Below are 24682 nucleotides of genomic sequence, written 5' to 3' on the forward strand. Positions count from 1 at the left end.
ATGACCGATACGATCAGTTTCGACCAGTTCATGGACGTGCACATTCGTGCAGGCACCATCGTAGAGGCGCAGCCGTTTCCCGAAGCGCGGAAGCCCGCCATCAAGATGGTGATCGACTTCGGGCCGGAGATCGGACGCAAAAAATCGTCGGCTCAGATCGTCGCCCATTACACGCCGGACGAGCTTATCGGACGGCAGGTGATGGCCGTGACGAATTTTCCGCCGCGCCAGATCGGTCCGTTCATGTCGGAAGTGTTGACGCTCGGCTATGCGGATGCCAACGGCGACATCGTGCTGGCTGCTATCGACAAGCCCGTCGCCGATGGTGAGCGGTTGATGTGACCGGCGCTACTCGACCTTCAGGTCGATAGCTTTCGGACCTTTGCCTTTCTTGTCCGGTTCCACATCGAAGGTGATCGCCGAGCCTTCGCTCAAGGTGGTCAGTCCGGACTGCTCAACGGCTGAGATGTGGACGAAAATATCGGCGCCACCATCGTCGGGCGTGATGAAGCCGTAGCCCTTTGCAGCGTTGAAGAATTTGACGTGGCCTTGCATGGATGGGTCCCCTTATCCCGTGATTTCGACCGCGCAGCACAGTTCATCGCCGTGCGGTGTGTCTCGGGAATCGGTCGGGGAATGGAACGTGATGCATATTGGTCTTCAGCCGCCGGGAAGGAGGGCATCACGCATCCGACCCGCAATAGCGGTCGAAAGTCTTCCCGAAACGGCCGCATATCCGTCGGTGACGGGGTTGGCGCGTTTCCAGTCTCCGGGTGTTTCCGACCCGAACGGGCTGTATATGCGCGACAAAGTGCCGCGTAATCAAGCGGTTCTTTCAATTTCAGGTGAAATTCGGCGCTGATTTGGCCTCAAGGCGCGCAGAAACGACGCTAACGACGATAATTGCAGCAAACATCAGTGCGCAGCCTGCATAACCGATGATTGATAGCCGCTCGCCCAAAAGCAGCGCACCGCCAAGGGCTGCGAACAACGCTTCTGATGACAGCAGGACTGCAGCATCTGCTGCGCGGGTGTATTGCTGGCACACTGCCATCAGCGTGAACGCGAGTGCGCCTGCAAGCAGTGCCGCATAGGCGATTTCGGGCGCTGCGTTCCAAAGTGTTTGTGTGCTCAACGCGGGTTCAGCCCACCAGTTCAGCGCGCGTGCAATTATAAAGCCCACGGCAGAGAGCGCCGCACTGACAACGAATTGGACGCAGGCTACCGCTCCTGGTCTGTCTGCGCCTGTAACAGCGCGGTCCATTGCGATGACGTGGCCTGCCGCGAAGATTGCTGAGATGATAATGACGCCATCACCCCAAGTGAGTTCGCCCAAGCCGCCGCCGCCGAGAAGGTAGATGCCACAAAACGCCATTAGTGCCGCGGGCCAAATAATCCATTGCTGCGTTTCGCCCAACAGAACGCGCAAAATGATGGGCGTCAGAACCACGTAAAGACCGGTGAGAATGCCTGCATTGGTGACGGTGGTTCCCAGAATGCCAATCTGTTGCAATGCCATTGCTACGAAAAAGAACAGGCCAACAGCGGTGGCATTCCGCCATGTTTTCGCATTGATCGGGCGGGCGTTGTGGCGGCGTGCTTCCCAGATGGCGAAAGGTAGAACTGCCAAACCCGCCACACCAAAGCGCAACATCATGAAGGCGAAGGGGCCGATGTCTTCCATTGCGGTTTGTTGGGCGACGAAGCCGCCGCCCCAAATGAGGCCGGCGAAAAGAAGCAGGAGGTTGGCGGTTGTGCGATTCATCTCAGACGCAACTTTTCAGATGGTGTATTCACTCACTGGTGTTCGAAATTGGCTTGGCGTGGCATTGCATCGGTTGCAAGTTGTTATTCATCGCCGGTTCATATGAACGCGTGCACATATAATCGCCTGAAACTTCATGTCCCACGGCATCGTAAATTATCGGCAAAACGCAACAACGGAGACTACATAATGACACTCGGATCTCGCCAGACCACCCTGGCTCTAGCCTTTGCCACGTTGCTCACCGCCGGTGCAGTGTCTGTCCCTGCTCACGCGGCCAGCGATGGCGGCTCCACGGTCGCCACACCGACGTGCAAAAAGGCGATGGTTTGGGACAAGAAGAAGCGCAAATGCGTGAAGGTGAAGAAGTCTTCCAGTCTTTCTGATGACAACATTTACGAGGGTGCCCGCGATCTGGCCTATAACGGCCGTTACGGCGAAACGCTGGAACTGCTGGCGCTTGCCGCCGATCAGAGCGACCCACGCATTCTCAATTATCGCGGTTTCGCGACCCGTAAACTGGGCCGCGTGGATGAAGCGCTCGGCTACTATCGCGCCGCGCTGAAGGCTGATCCTGATTACACGCTGGTCATGAGCTACATGGGCGAAGCGTTTTTGCAGCAGGGCCGTGTTGGCGAAGCGCGCAAACAACTTGCTGCAATCGAAAAGCAGTGCGGCATCGCTTGCCGCGAATACGCGCTGCTTGATGGCGCTATCAGCGCTTACGTTGCGAACTAACTACTGACGAAAAATCAGGTCAGGAATGGGTTTGATGCTCGTTCCTGACCGATTGTGCTGGGCGCGCCATGCCCGCACATGAACTGCACTTCGTCAGGCCATTCCATAAGCACTGTGCGGATTGAATTAAGCAGCGTCTCGTGGTCGCCGCCGGGCAGATCGGTGCGGCCGATTGAACCGGCAAACAGCACATCCCCCACATGAGCGAAGCCGTTAGCTTCGTTGTAAAAGACAACATGGCCGGGTGCATGACCCGGGCAATGGGAAACCGTAAAATCGTGTTCGCCAATTGATAGTGTTTCACCTGATGTGAGCCACCGATCAGGCGTGACGTTGCGCACTTCGTCGTCTAGACCGAACATTTGAGCTTGCTTCTCAAGCTGCGACAGCAGCGGTATATCGGCTTCGTGGGGACCGATAATGTCGATGCCGAGAGCATCCTTCAGATCCATCGCGCCACCGGCGTGATCGATATGGCCATGGGTCAGCCAGATCGCTTCCACCTTTATGCCGCTGTCCTCGATCGCTTTGCGAATTTTTCCAACATCTCCGCCGGGATCGATAACCACGCCTGTATTCGTGTCAGCATCCCAAATTAATGTGCAGTTCTGTTGGAACGCGGTCACGGGTACGATTTGGATGTTCAGTTTTCCCAAGGTCTTCTCCTGCAGCGTTGCGGAATTTTCGCTGTGATGGTCATTTCAGACGCAGTTCGCGATTGAAAGCAAAAACGGGCGATCTCCATGAGAGACCGCCCGTCTGAAATCCTAAAGAATTGCTGAGTTTCAGCCCTTCATTTTACCCATGACCATGCCGACAAGGCCGGTCAGGACTGCGCCACCGGCACCGCCGCCGACTGCGTCACCGAGCAAGCTGCCAACGTCGAGGCCGCCAGCGGCATCGCCACCAGCTGCGCCCATGAGGCCGCCAATGATCGGGCCAAGTGCTGTGCCACCCGCTAAACCGCCGATGCCGCCAGCCAGAAGCTTGGGCAACATACCCATAGCTGCGCTTTTTACTATTGATCCAACAGCGCCGCCGCCGACTACGCCGGATACGACCTGAATAATGATGGGAAGTAGTGCTTCCATGGGTTCTGTTCTCCTCGATGCCCCGCGCCCGCTTTAGCTGCGGGCGCGCGCGATTTGGCTTGTCAGAGCTTTATGAGTCAACAGCTTAGCGCGTATGACTGGGGAATAGATGCCTTCAAGCGCCAGGCGTTACGGCCTTTGTATAATCATCAACGAGCGCCTTCGAAATCGGGCCCGGCACGAAACTGTAAGGGCCAATTTCCGAAACCGGCGTCACTTCTGCAGCAGAACCTGTGATGAAGCATTCTTCGAAATCTGCCATTTCTTCCGGCATAATTGTGCGAACGACAACTTCCATGCCACGCTTTTCAGCGAGCGCAATCACTGTCTGACGTGTGATGCCGTCGAGGAAACAATCCGGATCGGGCGTGTGGATGACTCCGTCTTTGGTGAAAAAGACGTTGGCGCCTGTGCATTCTGCAACGCGGCCGCGATAGTCGAACATAAGTGCGTCTGCATAGCCTTTGGCTTCTGCTGCGTGTTTCGACAGTGTGCAGATCATGTAGAGGCCGGCAGCCTTTGCTTTGCACGGTATCGTATCCGGGGCAGGGCGTTTCCAGTCTGCAATGTCGAGGCGGATGCCCTTCATCTTCTGTTCGGGATCGAAATAGGACGGCCAATCCCAGCAAGCGATGGCCACGTTGATGCGGTTAGCCTGTGCCGAGACGCCCATCATTTCCGAACCACGCCATGCGATAGGACGAAGATATGCGTTGGAAAGCCCCTGACGCTTAAGCGTCTGGCGGCACGCTTCGTCAATTTCATCGACGGTGTAAGGAATTTCCATGCCCAGTTGCTCGGCAGAAAAGAACAGACGCTCGGTGTGTTTGGTCAGCTCGAAGATCTCGCCGCCATAGGCGCGCTCGCCTTCAAAAACGGAGCTTGCATAGTGAAGACCGTGGGTCAGCACATGCACCTGCGCATTGCCCCATTCGACGAATTCACCGTTATACCAGATGTCGCCATCCAGTTGATCGAAGGGGACGCCAGCCATGGTGCACCTTTTGCTTTGAGTTGATGAAAAAGACCGCGGTTGTCTTGTGCTTCCGCCAGTCCTATTCAGTTGGGAGAGCAATCATGGCTTGCTCTAAAAAATACGTCAACCCTCCTTACCTATTTTCCGGAATTGGAACCATATGTCCGCGAGCGGTGGCACCACGGTTGAAATGCAGGGCGGGGACGAACGCGCTGTCGTCACCGATCCTCTTGTGGAAGAGGAGGGCCTCGACTTTCCTCTTATCGAGCTGTTCTTTTTTGCCTATCGCGATTTCATCGCTGATGCAGACGAGGTGCTGGAGGCCTATGGCATGGGTCGTGCGCACCACAGGGTGCTGCATTTCGTCAATCGCCAACCCGGCATGGTGGTGGCGGAATTGTTGGATATTCTGCGGATAACCAAGCAATCACTCGGTCCTGTTTTGCGTCAATTGGTGGATAGCGGGTTGTTGGTGCAGCAGGCCGGACCTTCCGACCGACGCCAACGGCTTCTCTACCCGACCCAAAAGGGCCGCAATCTGTCTATCGAATTAACTCACATTCAGTCGCGACGGATCAAGGGAGCCATTGAAGGCCTGCAAAACCGTGACCGTGACAGCATCAAAGACTTTCTGCTCGGCATGATCGAGCCGGAAGAACGAGATGTGGTGGACGAGTTAATGCAGAAGCGGGACTGAATTTCTCTTCATTCCCTTGGGCCAACAGATGGTGCATCATCATGCAGCAACGCTTCGAGACTTTGGCGGAACGACCCATCAACGACGATATGATTTCACTCACAGACGATGCACCGCACATTCTGGTGGTCGACGACGATAGCCGCATTCGTGAACTGCTGACGCGATATCTCGCTGAGCAGGGCTTCCGTGTGTCATCGGCTTCTGATGCTTCTGAAGCGCGGCGGCAATTGCAGGGCCTGTCGTTCGATCTGCTGATCGTCGATGTCATGATGCCTGGCGAGCGTGGCACAGACTTTACCCGTTCTATTCGCGAAGATCTCGACGTGCCGGTTATGATGCTGACAGCTTTGGGCGAAACCGACAGCCGCATTGCGGGACTTGAGGCTGGGGCTGATGACTATCTCGCCAAGCCTTTCAGCCCACGCGAATTGCTGTTGCGTATCAACGCTATTTTGAAGCGTGTGCAGACCGAAGAGTTGCCGGGCATAGAACAGGTGATGTTTGGCCCCTACACGTTCTCGATTCCATCGCGTGAGCTGAAATGCAAAGGCGAGGTGGTGAAGCTGACGGACCGTGAGCGCGAGATTATGGTGCTGTTTGCCCAATCTGCTGGTGACGTGGTGCCCAGAATGGAGCTCGTTGGCGAAGACACAGGAGCCAACGAACGCACGGTTGATGTCCAGATCAACCGTCTGCGTCGTAAAATCGAGTCAGACCCGGGTAATCCAAACTGGCTGCAGACTGTGCGAGGCATTGGCTACAAACTTCATATCGAATAGCCTGCCAAGCTGTACCGTATCGGCTCGAGCCAAATCGGTGAGCGGGGTATGACGACGGTGAGCGAAGAGACTGCAGGAACCGGGCAAGGGCTTGAGGTCGCTGATGGCGGTTCGTCGGATTACGCCCGCAGAAAACGCTACTCTCTCATCCGCCGAACATGGCGCCGCTTTGCGCGCAGCGTTGGCAAATCCATGCCAACAGGCCTGTTTGGCCGTTCTCTCATCATCATCATCGCTCCTATGATCTTGCTGCAATTCGTTGTTGCGTTCGTTTTCATGGAGCGCCACTGGCAGCGCACAACCGACCGTCTGTCGGCAGCGGTGGTGCGCGATATTTCCGGTATCGTGGATGTTATTGAGACTTACCCGCAGGACGCAGATTTTCAGACGATTACGCGGATCGCGCGGGAACGTTTCAATCTGACGATTTCGCTTCTGCCGGATACCGAGCTTCCGCCACCGCGGCCAAAGCCGTTCTTTTCAATCCTTGATGCGGCACTGTCCCGCCAACTTGCCGACCAAGTGGGTAAGCCGTTCTGGATAGATACTGTCGGAGATTCGAAACTTCTGGAAATTCGCATCAGGCTGGAAGAACAGGCGTTGCGTGTCTTTGTGAAACGTAACCGGGCTTATGCGTCCAACACACATATATTCCTGCTTTGGATGGCAGGTGCATCACTGGTTTTAATTGGTATCGCGATTGCGTTTCTGCGCAATCAAATTCGCCCAATTCAAAAACTTGCCGAAGCTACAGAAAGCTTTGGCAAAGGCCATTCGATCAGCGATGAGCTGCGGCCAAGAGGCGCGACTGAGGTTCGTCAAGCGACAGCCTCTTTCCTTGCAATGAGAGAGCGGATTGAACGAACGGTCGAACAGCGCACTGCGATGCTGGCTGGAGTGTCTCACGACCTTCGCACGGTGTTGACGCGTTTCCGTCTGCAGCTTGCGTTTCTGCCGCAAACTAGAGAGTTGGAAGCACTGTCCGGGGACGTGGATGACATGCAGTCCATGCTGCAAGGCTATCTTGATTTTGCTCAGGGAGACGCTGGCGAAGAGGCCGTCGATACCGATATTCTTGAGGTGTTGTCAGGGCTCTCAAGCGCAGCTGATGCGCAAAACCGTGGCTACACATATTTTTTTGATGGCGAGGCCATCATTCAAGTGCGACCCGTAAGTTTCGGGCGGCTTGTAGGCAATCTTGTTCACAACGGATTTCGTTATGCCAAGAACGTTGAGGTTGTAGGCGAACGGCGCGCTCGTGACGTCGTGATCGAAGTTCATGACGACGGCACAGGTATTCCCAAGGATAAGTATGAAGAGGTCTTCCGACCCTTTGTGCGCTTGGACGAAGCCCGCAATCTCGATGAGACCGGAACCGGCCTTGGGCTATCGATCGCAAGAGATATCGCACTGCTGCACGGCGGGTCGATTGAACTGGGACGAAGCGAGATGCTGGGTGGGTTACTGGTCACCGTAACGCTGCCAGCTTAGCGCTTATCGCAGCCTATTTCTCAGGTTTGGTCGCAGTCTCTTCAATGGAGATGTCGCGGATGGCTGCAAGCCATTTTTTCACACGTGCCAGATTTGCCCCAAAATCCGTTTTACCGACTTGGGCGCGGGAATAGATTGCCAGTGTCGAGCGACTGTCGCCCATATTGTAGAAAGCCATATCGATGGTGTCGGGGAAGCGCATCAGGCGGGAGCGTGCGAGATAACGCAGACGCAGCGGGTCGCTGTCATCGTCCAATCGTTCGACATCTGTGGTTTGCGCCACTGCATCAATCATGCGTGCCCGCAATTGTTGTGCGTCAACTGAGTAAAGCGGGCTGGCGAGATCGCGATCATCGTCTTTGCAAACACCGTCGGGGCAAATCAAAGCCTGATTGGGTGAGCTGTTTTTGCTCAGCCCCTCGAATTCTACAATGCCAAGATCTGCAGGGCCTGCGAGTTGTTCCCAGATTCGATCCCAGCCAAAGGTGGTTGCCACGAGAAATGCCACTCCCAAAAGGCAGCCAAAACCTACGAAAAACCCAAGTATGCGCTGCAGCCAAATCATGAGCGTGCGTTATGTGATTGATGGGTGTCAGGTCAACTGTTAGCGCAGGTCGCCCACGGAAGATGGCAAGCTCAAATTGTGGTGGTGACCACCATCACACCTGCCACAGCAGATGCGAAAACGGCGAAAAGAGCGACGGAAAGTATGAGCCGCATATCGCCAGCTGCACGCGCACGGGTATGGCGGCGAATCTGATCTGCTGTTGTTTGATTGTCGAAGGCCATAATCGTCTCCCTTGCCCGGGTTTCCTTATGCTTCCCTTATCCCGCCACAACGGGGTGGAATTGGGTGCGAAATGGGGCGGAACGGAGATTTATGGTAAACGAGCGGTTAACGGATGTTCCAATCTGGATCAGATTGGGGCGTTTTCAGGCCAACCCATGTCAACGTGACCATCAAGAGCTGCGAAGCGGTCCAGCCACTTAGATATTGCAGGCCTTTTGCTCAGGTCGAAGCCGCCTAAGCTTGCCTTGTGGGTGTAGCCGTACAGAACAATATCTGCTGCTGAAAACTGATCTCCAGCCAACCATGGCGATTGCGAAAGGCGGGCTTCCATGACGTCCAGCGCTTTGTCGCCGCGAGTAAGCAAGTCGGCCAAAAGGGCCGCGTCAGGATTTGGATTGCGGCTCTTGTAGGTGTGCACAATTCCTGTTCTCACAGCGACTGCGGGTTCATGGCTGTATTGTTCGAAGAACATCCACTCGAACATCTTTGCCCGATTGAAACTGTTATGGGGAACGAGTTCTGAACCTTCCGCTAGATAGAGGACGATGGCGTTGGACTCAGACAAAGTCCGACCATCCTCCAAACGCAACAATGGCACTTTGCCAGCTGGATTCAGCTTTAAAAAATCGGCCTGTTTCGTCAGTTCGCGGCCCTCATCCCATTCGGTTGTCACATGCTCAAAGGGAATGGCCAGATGGGCCAATGTCAGCCGAACTTTGTAGGAATTTCCGGATGATGGCATCGAATAAAGTGTGAGCATGGTGACGACCTTCTTACGGCAACGGTACAAACCGCATTCCGCTCTTGTTTTGCGATAGCTGCGAAACTACGGTCGCGCCGCTTGCCGGTGGCAGTTTACCGGCGCATTTCCCGATCAGGAGACCGGACCCATGGCGTTCCTTGCCGATAGTCTTTCGCGCGTCAAACCATCTGCAACCATCGCTGTGAGCCAGAAGGCTCGCGAGCTCAAAGCAAAGGGTGTCGATGTTATAGGCCTCGGTGCCGGTGAGCCGGATTTCGATACGCCTGACCATATCAAACAGGCTGCAAAGGACGCGATTGATCGCGGTGAGACCAAGTATACCGCTGTCGCTGGTATTCCCGAATTGCGCGAGGCAATCTCGAAAAAGTTCAAGCGTGAGAATGGTCTCAATTACACCCCGGCACAGTGCATCGCTGGTACTGGTGGCAAGCAGATTCTCTTCAACGCCTTCATGGCGACGTTGAACCCGGGCGATGAGGTCATCATCCCGGCTCCCTATTGGGTGAGCTATCCGGAGATGGTGGCGATCTGCGGCGGTGAGAATGTCTTCGTCGAAACGTCGACCGAAAGCGAATTCAAGGTCACAGCCGAAGCGTTGGAAGCTGCGATCACCCCGAAAACCAAATGGTTCCTGTTCAACTCGCCTTCCAACCCATCGGGTTCTGCCTATTCATGGGACGAGCTTAAGGCGTTGACGGATGTGCTGATGAAGCACCCGCACGTTTGGGTGCTGACCGACGATATGTACGAGCATCTCGTTTATGGTGATTTCGAATTCTGCACGCCTGCTCAGGTCGAACCCGGCCTCTACGACCGTACGCTGACGATGAACGGTGTCTCCAAGGCTTATTCCATGACCGGCTGGCGTCTTGGTTACGCCGGTGGTCCGCTGGAGCTGATTAAGGCCATGGACATGATCCAAGGGCAGCAGACCAGCGGTGCGTCTTCGATCACCCAGTGGGCCGCTGTGGAAGCGCTCAACGGCCCTCAGGGTTTTCTCGCTGACAACCGCAAGATTTTTGAAGACCGCCGCGACCTTGTCGTGTCGATGCTCAATCAAGCCAGCGGGCTTCATTGTCCAAAGCCGGACGGGGCGTTCTATGTATTCCCGTCATGCGCCGGGCTATTGGGCAAAACCACCAAAGGCGGCAAGTTGTTGGAAACTGACGAGGATTTCGTCACCGCATTGTTGGAAGAAGAGGGCGTCGCTGTTGTTCACGGTTCAGCCTTCGGTCTCGGCCCCAACTTCCGCATCTCCTACGCAACGGACACAGACTCCCTGCGCAATGCTTGTGAACGCATTCAGCGCTTTTGCGGTAATATGAGCTAGCTTCCGCTGCTAACGACTATTGAAGAGGCCGTGCTCTCCAGAGCGCGGCCTTTTTTGTTAGATACCGTCAAAAGATACAGTTGTAGGCGCTTTGGAATATTGACCGTTTCGCCGTCCGATTGCTTTTGAAGAAAGAACGGATTTTGGACAAAAAAAGAGCCGGATCAAAAGATCCGGCTCAGAATGACAGGGGTCTGGGAGGATGACCCGTTGTGTCACTGGGATGAGCAGGGCGATTGGGAGGAGGTTATCGCGCTGCCCGTCTGGTCTAATATTGGTCTTTTTGGTGCGCTGCACAATGCGCCATCAATCAAAGCAGCTATGCGTTTAACGCAGGGCTAAACTTGGCGACCGTTGCCTAAAAGCGCCACTCCTTGGCCTTCTCCAACAGAAAATCGCGGAACGCCTCAAGTCGCGCCGAGCGGCGCAGTTCACTCGAATAGGCGAAATATGTGTCGAAAGACGGGATTTCGACATCTTCCATTACCTTGACGAGCGGTGAGTTCACGCCAACAGCATAGTCTGGAAGCAATGCAACGCCTGCACCTCTGACCGCTGCGCGTTGAATGGCGAGGATCGAATTTATCTTCAATGCAGGCGTGCGCAGCTTGCCCAGTGGCATGCCTGCGCTCAGCAACCAATTGAGATCGCCTAGATAGGCAGGTGTTCCGTCGCCCCATGCAACAAGCCTGTGGTTGTCCAAATCCTCGATTTTTTCCGGCGTCCCGTGCGATTCAAGATAATTCGGCGCAGCGTAGACATGAAAATGCACGGTGAACAAACGGCGTTGGATAATGTCTGCCTGCTGTGGTTGCTGCAGACGGATAGCGCAGTCCGCCTGCCGCATGCCTAAATCGAGTTCGTTGTTTTCCAACATCAATTCGACCTGCATATCAGGATAGCTGTCTAGAAATTCGTGCATGCGAATGGCGAGCCAAGCAGAACCAAGACCCACGGTGGTTGTGACCCGCAACGGTCCCTGTGGAGTGCCTTTGAAGTCGGTCAGTTCGACGTGGACCTTCTCCAAGGTGCCGGTGATGCCTTCCGTCGCGCCGAACAGAATTTCGCCCTGCTCGGTGAGAATCAATCCACGCGCATGGCGGTTGAACAGGGGAACGCCGACCTCACCCTCCAGCGCGGAAATCTGGCGCGAGATAGCCGATTGCGACAGGTTCAAGACCTCGGATGCACGGGTGAACGACCCGGCATTCGCGACCTTGTGGAAGATGCGTAACTTGTCCCAATCCATGGGCATGGCAGTGTTCCTTTTCCGCGCCCCGGAAGTGGTGTGGTAGGTTTATGCTGCGACTTCGGTTTCGTCGTCGGTTTCCATTTCAGCCACAAAACGCTCCGCTTCCAAAGCCGCCATACAACCCATACCGGCGGCGGTGACGGCCTGGCGGTAGGTATCGTCGGTCACGTCACCTGCTGCATAAACGCCTGGAATTTCGGTCGCGGTGCTGTCGGGTGCGGTCCAAAGGTAACCGGAATCTTTCAGCTTCAATTGATCCTTGAAGAGTTCTGTCGCGGGCGAGTGGCCGATTGCGATGAAGATGCCTTCCGCATCCACACGACCTTCTTCGCCGGTCTTGCGGTTGCGAATATTCACGCCGTCGGCGGACGAAATGAGGCCGACTTTGCCGGTGATCTCTGTCACTTCGCTATCCCAGATTATCTCGACGTTCTTCTTGTTGAAGAGGCGGTCCTGCAATATTTTTTCGGCGCGCAATTCATCACGGCGGTGGATGAGCGTCACTTTGGAAGCGAGGCCGGACAGGTAAAGCGCTTCTTCAACTGCGGTGTTGCCACCGCCGACCACGACCACCGGTTTGTCACGGTAAAAGAAGCCGTCGCAGGTGGCACAGGCGGAAACGCCGAAGCCCTGGAACGTCATTTCTGACTCCAGGCCCAGCCACTTGGCCTGAGCGCCGGTGCAGATGACGACGGTGTCGGCGGTATAAACGTCGCCGCTGTCAGCTTCGAAGCGCAATGGGCGGGCGTTCAAATCGGCTTTGGTGATGATGTCGTTGCGGACATCGGTGCCGACATTCTTCGCCTGTGCGAGCATCTGCTCCATCATCCACGGCCCCTGCACGGGATCGGCGTAGCCGGGGTAGTTTTCGACGTCCGTCGTGATCGTAAGCTGCCCGCCTTGCTGTAGGCCGGCCACGAGAATGGGCTCCATCAGCGCGCGCGCTGCGTAGATTGCTGCGGTGTAACCGGCGGGGCCGGAGCCTATGATGAGAACTTTGGTGTGGTAATGGGTCATAATGTTCGCCTCGTCTTGTTGAAAACAACGTGGCACTTCGAGAGAGCAATTTCGAGATGGCTGAACGTCTTAGGCGGGGACTACTTCATCCGTTTGCGGATTTCATCTGCAATGATGGCGGCAGCGTCACACTCGAAGCCCTGCGCGAAGGGGCGTTCATCATTCATCGGGCGAATTGCGCCCTTCGCGTCGAGCGCATCGAGGAACTTCTGAAATTTTGTAGCCAACCCGGGGGGGCGGAAAACATGGACTTGCTGTGCTGCTGATACCGCCTCGGAGACCATATTGTGACTATCGCCTGTGACCACCAGCGTGTCGCAGACGCTGAGGATTTGACGGTAGGGGTTGTCGCCTGTGCCGTCCCAGATCCACCAGCCGTTGTTCGCCACCGCGTCGAGAAGAACTTGCGGTGTGCGGCGCGATGCGGCGATGAAGGTGGGGCGGTTGCAGACCAGCGCTTTTAGCTCTTCTGCAAATTTGGCGGATGCCTCCGCTGTCCAACTGACAGAACCGGAATTGCCACCGAGCAGTACACCGACGGCGTTCGTCGGATTGCCGAAACGGCGCAGGGCGGACGGTCTTTCATCTGCAAGGGCATCAGCCGTGATAGGGTGGGGGCCGGTAATGGTGTCGATGGCGCTGCGGCTGCGGAACTCGTCGTGGGACGGCACCCAGATGATGTCCATCGAGCGATGGCCCCACGGCGGTGTTTTCAAGAAGACGGTGAAGGGGCCATCTTTCGCACATGCAATGCTGCACAAGATGGGCGCAGCTCGCCGGCCCGATGCGATGACGACATCGAACTCTTTCAAGTCCCGCGGTGGGGATGGACGCATGAAGGGCAGAGCGTGCCACGGGCGATAGTCCACAACACGCTCTTCTACCGTGCCGCTCTCCTTTGCCAGATTGAGCGCAACGCCGCGGCACTGCATCACGTCGCCTGCCTTGCCGTCGGTAAGGATGAGAACCCGCACGGCGCGTGTCGCCTATGCAGACGTTGGCATTGGGATGTCGCTAGCACTCGGTACCGAATAGCCAGCGATCACCGCAGGCCGAGCGGCAATGGCTTGGTACCAGCGTAACACTTTGGGGAATTCTGTCAGATCGACCTTTTGGAATTCGTAGCGTGACACCCAAGGCCAAATTGCCATATCGGCGATGGAGTAAGTGCCGGCGACGTATTCTCGGTCGGACAACTGCCGGTCGAGAACACCGTAGAGCCTGCGGGTTTCCTGTCCGAAGCGCTGTTCGGCGTAGTCGGATTTGCCGGGGTTGAAATGGAGGAAATGGTGCGCCTGACCCAGCATCGGGCCAAAGCCGCCCATCTGCCAGTTCAGCCATTCGATGGCCTGCCAGTGATGATGGGCATCATTGGGAAGGAAATCGCCGGTCTTGGTGGCGAGATAGTAAAGAATCGCGCCGGACTCCATCATCGACACGCCTGTCTCGCGGTCGAAAATGGCGGGAATTTTGTTATTTGGCGAAATGGCAAGAAACGCCGGATCGAATTGCTCGTCCTTGGTGATATCGATGGAGCGGGTTTCGTAGTCCAGCCCCATTTCTTCCAACGCGATGGATACCTTACGGCCGTTGGGCGTGCCAAACGTATAAAAATCGATCATTGCTTTGCCTCGCCTCACTGCGTTCGGTTTTGTTTATACGCCGCTTCGCTTGAGTTTGTTTACACGCCGCTTCGCTTGCCGGTTTTGCCTAGGGAGCGCGCCGGGGAGGCGCGCTTGGAGTGTTTGGCTGACAAGATTGCCGTGAGGCTATCAGACGTATTGCACCGACAGAATTTCGTAGGCGCGTGCGCCGCCGGGTGCTGCGACCTCGACTGAATCGCCTTCTTCCTTGCCGATGAGGGCGCGGGAGATGGGGGACGAGATCGAGATTTTACCGGAGGCCACATCGGCTTCCTGATCGCCGACGATCTGATAGTGCTTCTCTTCACCGTTCTGCTCGTCTTCGAGCTTCACCGTTGCGCCGAAGCGGATCGTGTCGCCGGACATCTTGGAAATATCGATCACTTCCGCACGGGCGATAACATCTTCGAGTTCCATGATGCGGCCCTCGTTGTGGCTCTGCTGCTCTTTGGCAGCATGGTACTCGGCGTTTTCCGACAGATCGCCGTGCTCGCGTGCTTCGGAAATAGCGGCCACGATGCGGTGGCGGTCTTCGCTGGTGCGGCGCTTGTATTCGGCTTCCAATGCGGCGTGGCCGGGTTTTGTCATGGGAACCTTTTCCATGGCGGTTCTCCCTTCGTAAGCACAAAAGCCCACCGGGTCGCGACGTGTGCCGCAACGTGCCGGGCAGATTGTTAGGTTGTGTCGGATGATCGTCGGGCGAACCGAAATGCGGAACGCGCCGGTCCTCCGGGTTCGCCTAAGTATATGGGGGCTAAATTCTTGCGGTCAACAAGGATTTATATGCTGCACAATCGCTCGAATTTGGCGCGGGAGATATTGGAGCCGCAAGCGATGATGCCGACACGCTTGCCGGTAAGCCGCGTTTTCAACGGTCCGGCAAGTGCTGCCAGGGTTGCAGCGCAGGCAGGCTCGGCGATTATTTTCATCGCGTGGTAGAGCGCTTCCATCGCGGGCGGAAATGCCGTGTCTGGCAGGCGGATTATTTCATCCACATGAGCGCGGGTGAGGGCGAATGTATCTGGCATTGCCATGGGCGCACCAAGGCTGTCGGCGATTGTGTTCACCTTCTCCAATGTCACCGCTTCGCCTGCTGCAAAGCTGCGGTGCATGGAATCCGCGCCTTCCGGCTCGACGCCGAAAATCTCACAATCGGGGTTCAGCGCCTTGATGGCAGGTGCCATGCCGGAGATGAGGCCACCGCCGCCGACGGGGATGATGGCTGCATCGAGATGACCCGCTGCAGTTGCCAGCTCATCGCCGATTGTTGCAGCGCCAAGCGTCATAAATGGACTGTCGAACGGGTGGAGGTAAGCGCGGCCTTCTTCGTCGCGAAGGCGGGCAACTTCGCGGAAGGCTTCTTCGACGTTAGCAACCAGAACGACTTCAGCACCCAACGCTTTGCAGCCATCGACGCGGATATTATCGGCAGTTTCCGGCATCACGACTTTCGCGGACACACCCGCTTGAGCGGCTGCCCAAGACACGGCGAGTGCGTGGTTGCCTGCTGATACGGCAGTGACGCCGCGGGTGCGTTCATCGTCCGTCAGCGCGTCGACGGCCAGCGTTGCGCCACGGGCTTTGAAGGAACCGGCCTGCTGGAACAGCTCCATTTTCATGAAGACAGTCGCGCCTTCGGGCAACCAGCCTTCCAGTCGCGAAGCGTTCAGTTCCAAAGTCGGCGTTGCAACAATGCGTTTGCCGAGTTGTTCGCGGGCTGCTGCGATCTCCGATGCTGTAGGACCGGCGGTCACGCTGCGAAATATTCCTGCAGGGGCCGCACGTCGATCTCGCCGTTTATCATCGCTTCGATTGCGTCCACGGCGGCGATGCTGCCGGAGACTGTGGTGTAGTACGGCACCTTGTTCATCAGCGCGGCCTGGCGCAGCGAGCGACTGTCGGACAGTGCTTTCGCGCCCTCTGTGGTGTTGAAGATGAGGTCCACTTGCCGGTTGCGGATGGCGTCTTCGATGTGGGGACGGCCCTCCAGCACCTTATTGATGCGGGTGCAGGCTATGCCCGCTTCTTCCAGCACGCGCTGGGTGCCGCCGGTGGCGAGAATGGTGAAGCCGAGATCGGTCAGCTTTTTGGCAGACGGGATGATGCGTTCTTTGTCGCCCTGTTTCAGCGAGATAAACACGGTGCCGCGTTTGGGCAGGTCGTTGGATGCGCCAAGCTGGGCCTTGGCGAAGGCCAGCGCGAACGTATCGTCGAGACCCATGACCTCGCCAGTGGACCGCATTTCCGGGCCAAGCAAAGTGTCCACACCCGGGAAACGGGCGAAGGGGAAGACGGCTTCTTTTACGGCGACGTGTTTCAGGTCGCGGCTGTTGGGGCGGTTCGGCCAGACGGCTGCGATCTTCTCGCCAGCCATCACACGGGCAGCGATGCGGGCGATCTGCGCGCCGATGGTTTTGGCAACGAATGGCACGGTGCGGCTGGCACGCGGGTTAACCTCCAGCACGTAGATTGTGCTGTCCTTGATGGCGAACTGCACGTTCATCAAACCGACAACGCCGAGCGCCATGGCCATGGCTTTCGACTGGCGTTCAAGCTCGTCCAGCATGTCGTCGTCGAGCGTGTAGGTGGGCAGGGAGCAAGCAGAGTCGCCGGAGTGGATGCCTGCCTCTTCGATGTGTTCCATGATGCCGCAAACGTGGGCGGTCTCGCCATCGCAGATGCAGTCGACATCGACCTCGACCGCGTTGGTCAGATAGCTGTCGATGAGCACCGGCGTGTCGCCGGATACGACGACAGCTTCGGTGATGTAGCGTTCGAACTGGCTGTCATCGCGCACAATTTCCATGGCGCGACCGCCGAGAACGTAGGACGGTCGGATGACAACGGGATAGCCGACCTGTTTTACGATTTCCCGTGCGTTTTCAACGGACCGGGCGATTCCGTTGACGGGTTGTTTCAGGTCGAGATCATTCAGGAATTGTTGGAAACGGTCGCGGTCTTCGGCGAGATCGATCTTGTCCGGCTCGGTACCGAGAATGGGCACGCCAGCGGATTCCAACCGTGCTGCTAGGCCGAGCGGTGTTTGCCCGCCGAACTGAACGATGACGCCTGCAAAGTCGCCTTTGGCTTTTTCAGCAGCGATAATTTCCAGCACGTCTTCGCCGGTCAGTGGTTCGAAATAGAGGCGGTCGGATGTGTCGTAATCGGTGGAAACGGTCTCGGGATTGCAGTTCACCATGATACTTTCGATGCCCGCATCGGCAAGCGCAAATGCGGCGTGGCAGCAGCAATAATCGAACTCGATACCTTGGCCGATACGGTTTGGTCCGCCGCCGAGGATCATCACCTTACGGCGGTCGGAAACCTCCGTCTCGCTGTGCAGCTTGCCCGCAAACGGCACTTCGTAGGTCGAGTACATATAGGCGGTGGGCGAGGCGAATTCGGCAGCGCATGTGTCGATGCGTTTGAACACCGGATGGACATTCAGCGCCTTGCGCGCGTCCATGACTGCTTGCTCTTCCATGTTCGCCAGTGCGCCGAGGCGTTTGTCGGAAAAGCCCATGGCTTTTAGCATCCGCATATTGTCGACATCATCAGGCAGGCCGTGGGCGATGACGCGAGCCTCTGCGTCGATTATGTTTTTCATCTCGCGCAGGAACCAGGGGTCGATGCGGCAGTATTGGTGAATTTCTTGCAGCGACGTGCCGACCCGCATGGCTTGTGCGACCTTGAGCAAACGGTCGGGGCGCGGGGTGCCGAGAGCGGCGCGGATGGCGTCGCGGTTTTCGTTGTCGTTGCCGCCTTTTTCAAAGCCGTCGATCCAGATATCGTCGAGGCCGGACAGCCCGGTTTCTAAACCGCGCAGGGCCTTTTGCAGGCTCTCGTTGAAGGTCCGGCCGATGGCCATGACCTCGCCGACGGATTTCATGGATGTGGTGAGCGTGTCGGAGGCTGCGCCGAATTTTTCAAACGCGAAACGTGGGATTTTTGTTACCACGTAGTCGATGCTGGGTTCGAACGAGGCAGGCGTCGCGCCGCCGGTGATGTCGTTGTCCAGCTCGTCCAGCGTGTAGCCGACGGCCAGACGTGCTGCGACCTTTGCAATCGGGAAGCCCGTGGCTTTCGATGCCAGTGCGGATGACCGAGATACGCGGGGGTTCATTTCGATCACGACCAACCGACCGTCAGCAGGGTTCACCGCGAATTGCACATTGGAACCGCCAGTTTCTACGCCGATTTCGCGCAGCACAGCGACGCTGGCGTTCCGCATGATCTGGTATTCTTTGTCGGTCAGCGTAAGCGCCGGTGCGACTGTGATGGAGTCGCCCGTGTGGACGCCCATGGGATCGACGTTTTCGATGGAGCAGATGATGATGCAGTTGTCGGCCTTATCGCGCACGACTTCCATCTCGTACTCTTTCCAGCCGAGCACGCTTTCTTCCACCAGCACCTCGTTGGTGGGTGAGGCGTCGACGCCGGAGAGCACGATTTCGTAGAGCTCTTCTTTTGTATAAGCGATGCCGCCGCCTTGGCCGCCCATTGTAAAGGACGGGCGGATGATCGCGGGTAGGCCGGTGCGTTCCAGCGCATCGAGCGCCTGAATTTTCGCTTCGAGGCGGTGACGTTCGGCACGCATTTCCTCGCCGTCGTCCCATTCTTTTTGCAAGGCCGCGCGGTCACTGCCTTTGGCGAAATGCTCTTTCTGTGTGGCTTCGAATTTCTTCTTCAATTCGGACGTGTTCACGAAAGCGGAGCGCGGGGTGGCGAGGCCGATCTTGTCCATGGCGTTGCGGAACAGTTCGCGGTCTTCCGCCTTGTCGATGGCTTCGGCCTTTGCGCCGATCATTTCGACGTCGTGTTCTTCCAGCGTGCCCATTTTCTCAAGCGACAGCGCGGTGTTCAGGGCAGTCTGCCCGCCCATGGTGGGCAGAAGCACCATTTTTTCGTCGGGGAAGGCTGCGCGCTCGCGGGCGATGATCTTGGCGACAACTTCCGGTGTGATCGGTTCGATATAGGTCGCATCCGCCAATTCCGGGTCGGTCATGATCGTGGCAGGGTTCGAGTTCACCAGCACGATGCGGTAGCCTTCGGCCCGCAGTGCCTTGCATGCCTGAGTACCGGAATAGTCGAACTCGCAAGCCTGACCGATCACGATGGGGCCGGCCCCGATGATGAGGATGCTGTCTATATCGTCGCGTTTTGGCATGGGAGGCTCGCGGGTAAGCGCGTCGTCACTCTCGCGGGTGCCGACGTTGGGGAGAAAAGGACTGCTTAAAGCGTTTCTATAGGGAAGGGCGGGCGGCTGCGTAACCCCATTGGTGCGGCTTGGCAGGTTGCTGACAGGAATTTCGTTATCGCGTTGCATTGCCAACACGTTGCCGGAAAGGAACGGGCGGCGTAGGTTGGTCGTTAAAGACTAAATCGCGGCAAAAGCTGCACTAAAACGTTAGATTTATACAAGGGAGACGCCAATGCGCTGGCGCGGTCGTAAGGAAAGCTCGAATATCGAGGATATTCGCAGCCAAGGTGGTGCAGGTCGTCGCAACACGGGTTTCGGGCGTGGCGGTGGCATCCGCATTCCCGGTGGCGGCATACGTCGTGCTTCCGGCGGTGGCTTCGGTACGATAATTTTGTTGGTGGTCGCGTTCTTCCTGCTTAAAGCATGCGGGATCGACCCGATGGCGATTCTAGCAGGTGGCGGTGGGCAACAGCCGCAAATCGCGCCGCAAACGACACAGAATCAGGCACCGCGCACCGGCGGTGCGACTGACGACATGGGTCAGTTCGTTGGTGTCGTTCTGCAGGAAACCGAGAATGTCTGGAACGGTATTTTCCAACAGCAGGGACGGGATTATCCTGAACCGAAGCTTGTGATGTTTACCGGCTCGGTACGTTCGGCTTGTGGAACGGCCAGTTCCGCCTCCGGCCCATTCTACTGCCCCGGTGACAGCAAGATTTATTTGGACACATCATTCTTCGACACGCTGGCTAAACGCTTCGGCGCGTCCGGTGATTTTGCTCAAGCCTACGTTATCGCGCATGAGGTTGGGCACCACGTTCAAAATGTGATCGGCGTTTTGCCGAAATTCAACCGTCAGCGCGGCCAGATGAGCAAAGAAGCAGCGAACGCCATGTCTGTTCGGGTGGAGCTGCAAGCCGACTGCTTTGCCGGTATTTGGGCTTACTACACCGATCAAAAGGGACTGTTGGAAGCTGGCGACATTGATGAAGCTTTGAATGCTGCACAGCAAATCGGTGACGACACGATTCAAAAGCGTACGCAGGGCTATGTGGTGCCGGAAAGCTTCAGCCATGGCACTTCTGAACAGCGCCGCACATGGTTCAACCGCGGTTACGAAAGCGGCAAGCTGAACCAGTGCGACACGCAGATTTTCGGATAAGAGGTTAGGCGCTTTCTGGCCCTAGCCGTCAGGCGCTTTCAGCAAGAGCCGCTTCGCCCTTCGTTTGGCGGATGAGGTTCACGAAGCGACGGAACAGGTAGTGGCTGTCCTGCGGGCCTGGTGAGGCTTCGGGGTGGTGCTGAACACCGAAGACCGGCTTGCCGGTAACGCGAAGGCCGCAATTCGTGCCGTCGAAGAGGCTGATATGTGTCTCTTCGACGCCAGCGGGCAGGCTTTCTCCATCTACCGCGAAGCCATGGTTCATGGACACGATCTCAACCTTGCCGGTCGTGTGGTCCTTCACGGGGTGGTTCGCGCCGTGGTGACCTTGGTGCATTTTCACGGTTTTGCCGCCCAGCGCGAGCGCCAGCATCTGGTGGCCTAGGCAGATGCCGAAGATCGGCAGACCTGATTCGATGAAGCCTTGAATTGCGGGCACCGCGTAGTCGCCGGTGGCTGCAGGGTCGCCCGGTCCGTTGGACAGGAAGATGCCGTCGGGCTTGAGCGCCAGAATATCGTCAGCAGATGTGCTGGCGGGCACCACGGTCACTTTGCAGTCGAGACCGGCGAAGAGACGCAGGATGTTGCGCTTCACGCCGAAATCCATGGCGACGATGTGGTGCGCTTTGCCATCTGTGTCGGAATAGCCTTCATCCCAAACCCACGGCTTTTGCGACCATTCGTTTTGTGCTGATGACGTGACGCCAGGGGCCAAGTCGGTGCCTTCTAGGCCCGACCAGTTCGCGGCGCGCTTTTTCAGCGCGTCTATATCGAATTCGCCGGAAGGCTCGTGCGCGATCACTGCGTTGGCGAGGCCTGTTTCACGAATATGTGCGGTGAGCGCCCGTGTATCGATACCGTGCAACGCGATTATGCCGCGTGATGTCATCCAGTCATTGAAATGGCTTGCTGAACGATAATTTGATGGATCGGTCACCGGTTCTTTGAAAATCGCGCCTGCTACGCCGCCGGTTTTTTCCATATCCAGCGTTTCGACGTCATCGTCGTTCGCGCCGACATTCCCGATGTGGGGGAAGGTGAAAGTGACGATTTGACCCGCGTAGGACGGGTCCGTCAGGATTTCCTGATAGCCGGTAATCGCAGTGTTGAAGCAGACTTCGGCTTCCACTGCGCCGGTCGCGCCGGCGCCGACGCCTTCGATCACCGTGCCATCTGCCAGCACCAAAAGTGCGGTGGTCTTGGTTTTGGTCCATGGGGCTGGGGTCGTCATGGCGGTCACCTTTTTAAGCGTCGCGCATCATTCCCACCCGAATGGCAGGGTTGCAGCTGCTGCAGGTCGCGACTGTTGTATGGGCGGCATATAGCACCCATTTGCGGTTCACCAAGAGAGCAGTGGCGCTGTTGCACATGATTGCTGCAGCAAAATGTCCTTTGCGGCTTCGTTAAATCAAATTGCGCGTTTGCGGTTGATCAGATAGATCAGGCCACTTGCGTAGCATGGGCATGTGATTTGCCCGTTTTGAACCGACTGCCGCGATGGGTGTGATGCCCCGGCTCGACACGCAGGAGAATGATGATGCGTAACGAACTTACAGACGGCATGAAGGCCGCTATGAAAGCCGGTGAAAAGCGCAAGCTTGGCACGCTGCGGCTTATCAATGCTGCGATCAAGGACCGTGATATTTCCAACCGTGGTTGCGGCAAGGAACGGGTCGGCGACGACGAAATCCTGCAGATCCTCGGTAAGATGATCAAACAGCGCGAAGAATCTGCGCGCATATATGAAGAATCGAACCGTCTCGAACTCGCCGCTCAAGAGCGCGAGGAGATGGAGATCATCCGCGAATATATGCCCCAGCAAATGTGCGAGGAAGAAGTTCGTGCCGCCTGCAAGGACGTTGTGGGCGAAGTGAACGGCGAAAGCCTGCGCGACATGGGCAAGTGCATGAACGCGCTCAAAGCCCGCTATCCCGGCCAACTCGATGTTGGTCAGGCGAGCAAGGTGGTCAAAGAACTGCTGGGTTAGTCGCTAACTGTTATGTTCCCTCGTGACGGCTAGACAAATTGTCTATAGCTTGAAATGGCTTGTTTCACGCTGACAGCTAAGGCCAATCGTGCGTTTTACCCCTGCCTTTCTGGACGAGGTCCGTGACCGTATCCCGATTGCCGATATCATCGGCCGTCGGGTTACGTTCGACCGCAAAAAGTCCAATCAGGCGAAGGGCGATTTTTGGGCCTGTTGCCCATTCCACGGCGAAAAATCACCGTCCTTCCACTGCGAGAATTCCAAGGGCCGCTATCACTGCTTCGGTTGTGGCGTTTCCGGCGATCATTTCCGGTTTTTGACAGAGTTGGACGGTCTCAGCTTTCCCGAAGCGGTGGAGCGGCTTGCTGATGAAGCTGGCGTTCCGATGCCAGCCGTCGACCCGCAAGCGGCGGAACGCGCCAAGGAAAAGGCGACGCTGCACGATGTGATGCAGCTGGCCGTCGATTTCTTCCGCCAGCAATTGCAGGAGGCGGGCGGTGCGAAGGCGCGGGCCTATTTGCGGGATCGCGGGCTTTCGACATCCGTGCAAAACGAATTCGGGTTGGGATATGCGCCCTCGAGCCGGTCTGCGTTGAAGGAATATCTAGCGTCAAAAGATGTGCCGAAAGACCAGATCGAAGCCTGCGGGCTTGTGGTGCACGGGCCGGATATTCCGGTGTCCTACGACCGGTTCCGCGACCGCATCATGTTCCCGATTCTCGATGCCCGTTCGCGTCCCATCGCTTTTGGGGGCAGGGCGCTTTCGGCTGATGTGCCTGCGAAATATCTGAACTCGCCCGAGACCGAACTCTTCTCGAAGAGCAATGTACTCTACAATTACGCGAAGGCGCGGAAGGCTGTTCCTCGGGATGGTAATTTACTGGTCTGCGAGGGCTATATGGATGTTATTGCTCTCCACGCTGCTGGTATCGAAAACGCAGTTGCGCCGCTAGGGACCGCGCTTACGGAGCAGCAACTTGGTCTAGCTTGGAAGGTTGGCCCAAAGCCCGTTCTTTGTTTCGACGGTGATGAAGCAGGTATCCGCGCGGCTTCAAGATCAATGGACTTAATTCTACCAACGCTAACGGATGAAAAATCAGCGCAATTCGTGAACCTACCAAGCGGACTAGATCCCGATGACTACGTTAAAAAGCGTGGCGCTCAATCCTTCAAAACTCTTATTACACATGCCATGCCGTCTAGTGATTTTCTGATAAGTCGGCGACTGTTTAATGCGCCAATTGGTAAGCCCGAAGAAAAGTTAGCAATTGAGCGAGCAATTTTGGCCGATGTTTATTCAATCGAAGATAAAGGAATGCAGCATCATTTGCGGATGTATGTGCGAACTCATCTCGCAAACGTTTTTTATAATTCCGACTCAAAGCTGCCGCCTGCTCCAAGTTTAGTTTCTGAATTTCAAAATCAACCAGCGACCCGCGACGCTATTATTTTGGGGTTAGCTGTTCATCATCCTAGTGTCCTGTATGAATTTTACGAGTCAATTGGAGAAATTGCTATGGTGGACGATCGCTATCAAACGTTCTGCCATGAACTATTACGACTTAGCGATGAATTCGACGATTTAGATGTTGCGAAAATTTACAAATTACTTTCCGAGGACTTTCACGACGTTCTGGAGGAGGTACATGGAAAGCCTTTTGAAGTGGCGCTTACCCAACACTACACTTATTCGGGTATGATGGGGCACAATCTCAAAAAGCGTTTTCCAATGTGGAGTCCCGACATGCCACTCAGGCTTGTTCATGAGGTTTTTCAGTTGCTTCTGGACCAGTATGTCATTGGAAGGCTGGAATTGGAGTTGAAAACTTACGACTCCGCAACCGATGTTGCGTTACACCTAAGAAAAATTGAGATTTTTCATCAAATGAAAGATGACAACGCTCAAAAAGATTTGGAATTGGACGTCGAAATTAGAGCGTTCCATGGACGACAACAGTTTGGCTGATCTTCTCGACTCGCGTTGCACAACCGCGCGCG

The 24682-nt window shown here is 56.4% G+C and carries 25 protein-coding genes; 9 read left to right on the forward strand and 16 right to left on the reverse strand.

Features of this window, described 5'->3' with window-relative positions; translation table 11 throughout:
- A complete protein-coding gene (locus R2A130_RS00590) occupies positions 1 to 342 on the forward strand; it encodes a tRNA-binding protein (RefSeq protein ID WP_009462857.1) in 342 nt (113 codons plus the stop codon).
- 6 nt (positions 343 to 348) lie between these two features.
- Here R2A130_RS00590 and R2A130_RS00595 read toward each other — a convergent pair whose 3' ends face one another.
- Positions 349 to 555 (reverse strand): cold-shock protein, encoded by a 207-nt coding sequence (locus R2A130_RS00595; RefSeq protein ID WP_009462858.1) that lies wholly within the window; start codon positions 553 to 555, stop codon positions 349 to 351.
- A 286-nt stretch (positions 556 to 841) separates the two neighbouring features.
- Entirely contained in the window at positions 842 to 1765 is a 924-nt protein-coding gene (locus R2A130_RS00600; RefSeq protein WP_009462860.1) for a DMT family transporter, read from the reverse strand.
- A 189-nt stretch (positions 1766 to 1954) separates the two neighbouring features.
- Between R2A130_RS00600 and R2A130_RS00605 the strand changes: the two genes are divergently transcribed.
- The gene (locus R2A130_RS00605) at positions 1955 to 2503 is read left to right on the forward strand and encodes a tetratricopeptide repeat protein (protein ID WP_083804152.1); all 549 of its coding nucleotides are present in this window, start codon (positions 1955 to 1957) and stop codon (positions 2501 to 2503) included.
- A gap of 14 nt (positions 2504 to 2517) precedes the next feature.
- Here the strand turns inward: R2A130_RS00605 and R2A130_RS00610 are convergent, their stop codons facing one another.
- The 3 genes from R2A130_RS00610 to R2A130_RS00620 form a co-directional block, all read right to left on the reverse strand.
- Positions 2518 to 3159, reverse strand: coding sequence for an MBL fold metallo-hydrolase (locus R2A130_RS00610; RefSeq protein ID WP_009462864.1), 642 nt, complete (start codon positions 3157 to 3159; stop codon positions 2518 to 2520).
- A 129-nt stretch (positions 3160 to 3288) separates the two neighbouring features.
- On the reverse strand, positions 3289 to 3594 hold the full coding sequence (locus R2A130_RS00615; protein WP_009462866.1) for a hypothetical protein: 306 nt from the start codon (positions 3592 to 3594) through the stop codon (positions 3289 to 3291).
- A gap of 115 nt (positions 3595 to 3709) precedes the next feature.
- On the reverse strand, positions 3710 to 4588 hold the full coding sequence (locus R2A130_RS00620) for a branched-chain amino acid aminotransferase (protein ID WP_009462867.1): 879 nt from the start codon (positions 4586 to 4588) through the stop codon (positions 3710 to 3712).
- A gap of 172 nt (positions 4589 to 4760) precedes the next feature.
- Here R2A130_RS00620 and R2A130_RS00625 point away from each other — a divergent pair, with 172 nt between their 5' ends.
- The 3 genes from R2A130_RS00625 to R2A130_RS00635 all read left to right on the forward strand — a co-directional run bounded on the left by R2A130_RS00625 (position 4761) and on the right by R2A130_RS00635 (position 7540).
- A complete protein-coding gene (locus R2A130_RS00625; RefSeq protein WP_040304415.1) occupies positions 4761 to 5267 on the forward strand; it encodes a MarR family winged helix-turn-helix transcriptional regulator in 507 nt (168 codons plus the stop codon).
- A gap of 89 nt (positions 5268 to 5356) precedes the next feature.
- Positions 5357 to 6049 (forward strand): response regulator, encoded by a 693-nt coding sequence (locus R2A130_RS00630; RefSeq protein ID WP_040304416.1) that lies wholly within the window; start codon positions 5357 to 5359, stop codon positions 6047 to 6049.
- A 48-nt stretch (positions 6050 to 6097) separates the two neighbouring features.
- Entirely contained in the window at positions 6098 to 7540 is a 1443-nt protein-coding gene (locus tag R2A130_RS00635) for an ATP-binding protein (RefSeq protein ID WP_009462870.1), read from the forward strand.
- 13 nt (positions 7541 to 7553) lie between these two features.
- Here R2A130_RS00635 and R2A130_RS00640 read toward each other — a convergent pair whose 3' ends face one another.
- The 3 genes from R2A130_RS00640 to R2A130_RS00645 form a co-directional block, all read right to left on the reverse strand.
- Positions 7554 to 8036, reverse strand: coding sequence for a DUF1499 domain-containing protein (locus R2A130_RS00640; protein ID WP_198008596.1), 483 nt, complete (start codon positions 8034 to 8036; stop codon positions 7554 to 7556).
- A 140-nt stretch (positions 8037 to 8176) separates the two neighbouring features.
- Positions 8177 to 8329 carry a hypothetical protein gene (locus R2A130_RS18325; protein ID WP_009462872.1) on the reverse strand — a complete coding sequence of 51 codons (153 nt, stop codon included), beginning with the start codon at positions 8327 to 8329 and terminating at the stop codon, positions 8177 to 8179.
- Positions 8330 to 8457: 128 nt separating this feature from the next.
- Entirely contained in the window at positions 8458 to 9090 is a 633-nt protein-coding gene (locus R2A130_RS00645) for a glutathione S-transferase family protein (protein ID WP_040304420.1), read from the reverse strand.
- 130 nt (positions 9091 to 9220) lie between these two features.
- On the opposite strand from R2A130_RS00645, the gene R2A130_RS00650 reads away from it, so the two are divergent.
- Entirely contained in the window at positions 9221 to 10423 is a 1203-nt protein-coding gene (locus R2A130_RS00650; protein WP_009462874.1) for a pyridoxal phosphate-dependent aminotransferase, read from the forward strand.
- Between the two features lie 358 nt (positions 10424 to 10781).
- On the opposite strand, the gene R2A130_RS00655 is transcribed toward R2A130_RS00650, so the two are convergent.
- The 7 genes from R2A130_RS00655 to carB form a co-directional block, all read right to left on the reverse strand.
- Positions 10782 to 11678 (reverse strand): LysR family transcriptional regulator, encoded by an 897-nt coding sequence (locus R2A130_RS00655; protein ID WP_009462876.1) that lies wholly within the window; start codon positions 11676 to 11678, stop codon positions 10782 to 10784.
- A gap of 42 nt (positions 11679 to 11720) precedes the next feature.
- The gene (trxB, locus tag R2A130_RS00660) at positions 11721 to 12692 is read right to left on the reverse strand and encodes a thioredoxin-disulfide reductase (RefSeq protein ID WP_009462877.1); all 972 of its coding nucleotides are present in this window, start codon (positions 12690 to 12692) and stop codon (positions 11721 to 11723) included.
- An 80-nt stretch (positions 12693 to 12772) separates the two neighbouring features.
- Positions 12773 to 13666, reverse strand: a complete 894-nt coding sequence (locus tag R2A130_RS17305) for a mitochondrial fission ELM1 family protein (RefSeq protein WP_009462878.1) — start codon at positions 13664 to 13666, stop codon at positions 12773 to 12775.
- Positions 13667 to 13678: 12 nt separating this feature from the next.
- Positions 13679 to 14314, reverse strand: a complete 636-nt coding sequence (locus R2A130_RS00670) for a glutathione S-transferase family protein (protein ID WP_009462879.1) — start codon at positions 14312 to 14314, stop codon at positions 13679 to 13681.
- 150 nt (positions 14315 to 14464) lie between these two features.
- Complete coding sequence (gene greA / locus R2A130_RS00675; protein ID WP_009462880.1) at positions 14465 to 14938, reverse strand: transcription elongation factor GreA; 474 nt, start codon at positions 14936 to 14938, stop codon at positions 14465 to 14467.
- Between the two features lie 176 nt (positions 14939 to 15114).
- The gene (locus tag R2A130_RS00680) at positions 15115 to 16089 is read right to left on the reverse strand and encodes a threonine/serine dehydratase (RefSeq protein ID WP_009462881.1); all 975 of its coding nucleotides are present in this window, start codon (positions 16087 to 16089) and stop codon (positions 15115 to 15117) included.
- A complete protein-coding gene (carB, locus tag R2A130_RS00685; protein ID WP_040304429.1) occupies positions 16086 to 19502 on the reverse strand; it encodes a carbamoyl-phosphate synthase large subunit in 3417 nt (1138 codons plus the stop codon). Before carB ends, R2A130_RS00680 begins: the two co-directional genes overlap by 4 nt.
- A gap of 265 nt (positions 19503 to 19767) precedes the next feature.
- On the opposite strand from carB, the gene R2A130_RS00690 reads away from it, so the two are divergent.
- A complete protein-coding gene (locus tag R2A130_RS00690; protein WP_009462883.1) occupies positions 19768 to 20697 on the forward strand; it encodes a neutral zinc metallopeptidase in 930 nt (309 codons plus the stop codon).
- A 28-nt stretch (positions 20698 to 20725) separates the two neighbouring features.
- On the opposite strand, the gene carA is transcribed toward R2A130_RS00690, so the two are convergent.
- Positions 20726 to 21928, reverse strand: coding sequence for a glutamine-hydrolyzing carbamoyl-phosphate synthase small subunit (carA, locus tag R2A130_RS00695; RefSeq protein WP_009462884.1), 1203 nt, complete (start codon positions 21926 to 21928; stop codon positions 20726 to 20728).
- Between the two features lie 303 nt (positions 21929 to 22231).
- Between carA and R2A130_RS00700 the strand changes: the two genes are divergently transcribed.
- On the forward strand, positions 22232 to 22684 hold the full coding sequence (locus R2A130_RS00700; RefSeq protein WP_040304325.1) for a GatB/YqeY domain-containing protein: 453 nt from the start codon (positions 22232 to 22234) through the stop codon (positions 22682 to 22684).
- 88 nt (positions 22685 to 22772) lie between these two features.
- Entirely contained in the window at positions 22773 to 24650 is a 1878-nt protein-coding gene (dnaG, locus tag R2A130_RS17310) for a DNA primase (RefSeq protein ID WP_009462887.1), read from the forward strand.
- Positions 24651 to 24682 lie beyond the last annotated feature (32 nt).

Origin of the sequence: Ahrensia sp. R2A130 (genome assembly GCF_000179775.1) — a bacterium.
Taxonomy (GTDB): domain Bacteria; phylum Pseudomonadota; class Alphaproteobacteria; order Rhizobiales; family Rhizobiaceae; genus Pseudahrensia.

Bases quoted from the DNA above. Each gene is read 5' to 3' on its own strand.
- R2A130_RS00670 (WP_009462879.1), bottom strand. From the start codon at position 14,314: ATGATCGATTTTTATACGTTTGGCACGCCCAACGGCCGTAAGGTATCC.
- R2A130_RS18325 (WP_009462872.1), bottom strand. From the start codon at position 8,329: ATGGCCTTCGACAATCAAACAACAGCAGATCAGATTCGCCGCCATACC.
- R2A130_RS00625 (WP_040304415.1), top strand. From the start codon at position 4,761: ATGCAGGGCGGGGACGAACGCGCTGTCGTCACCGATCCTCTTGTGGAA.
- carA (WP_009462884.1), bottom strand. From the start codon at position 21,928: ATGACGACCCCAGCCCCATGGACCAAAACCAAGACCACCGCACTTTTG.
- R2A130_RS00655 (WP_009462876.1), bottom strand. From the start codon at position 11,678: ATGCCCATGGATTGGGACAAGTTACGCATCTTCCACAAGGTCGCGAAT.
- R2A130_RS00600 (WP_009462860.1), bottom strand. From the start codon at position 1,765: ATGAATCGCACAACCGCCAACCTCCTGCTTCTTTTCGCCGGCCTCATT.
- R2A130_RS00645 (WP_040304420.1), bottom strand. From the start codon at position 9,090: ATGCTCACACTTTATTCGATGCCATCATCCGGAAATTCCTACAAAGTT.
- R2A130_RS00630 (WP_040304416.1), top strand. From the start codon at position 5,357: ATGATTTCACTCACAGACGATGCACCGCACATTCTGGTGGTCGACGAC.
- R2A130_RS00605 (WP_083804152.1), top strand. From the start codon at position 1,955: ATGACACTCGGATCTCGCCAGACCACCCTGGCTCTAGCCTTTGCCACG.
- R2A130_RS00590 (WP_009462857.1), top strand. From the start codon at position 1: ATGACCGATACGATCAGTTTCGACCAGTTCATGGACGTGCACATTCGT.
- R2A130_RS00620 (WP_009462867.1), bottom strand. From the start codon at position 4,588: ATGGCTGGCGTCCCCTTCGATCAACTGGATGGCGACATCTGGTATAAC.
- trxB (WP_009462877.1), bottom strand. From the start codon at position 12,692: ATGACCCATTACCACACCAAAGTTCTCATCATAGGCTCCGGCCCCGCC.
- R2A130_RS00615 (WP_009462866.1), bottom strand. From the start codon at position 3,594: ATGGAAGCACTACTTCCCATCATTATTCAGGTCGTATCCGGCGTAGTC.
- carB (WP_040304429.1), bottom strand. From the start codon at position 19,502: ATGCCAAAACGCGACGATATAGACAGCATCCTCATCATCGGGGCCGGC.
- R2A130_RS00690 (WP_009462883.1), top strand. From the start codon at position 19,768: ATGCGCTGGCGCGGTCGTAAGGAAAGCTCGAATATCGAGGATATTCGC.
- R2A130_RS00650 (WP_009462874.1), top strand. From the start codon at position 9,221: ATGGCGTTCCTTGCCGATAGTCTTTCGCGCGTCAAACCATCTGCAACC.
- R2A130_RS00595 (WP_009462858.1), bottom strand. From the start codon at position 555: ATGCAAGGCCACGTCAAATTCTTCAACGCTGCAAAGGGCTACGGCTTC.
- greA (WP_009462880.1), bottom strand. From the start codon at position 14,938: ATGGAAAAGGTTCCCATGACAAAACCCGGCCACGCCGCATTGGAAGCC.
- R2A130_RS00700 (WP_040304325.1), top strand. From the start codon at position 22,232: ATGATGCGTAACGAACTTACAGACGGCATGAAGGCCGCTATGAAAGCC.
- R2A130_RS00635 (WP_009462870.1), top strand. From the start codon at position 6,098: ATGACGACGGTGAGCGAAGAGACTGCAGGAACCGGGCAAGGGCTTGAG.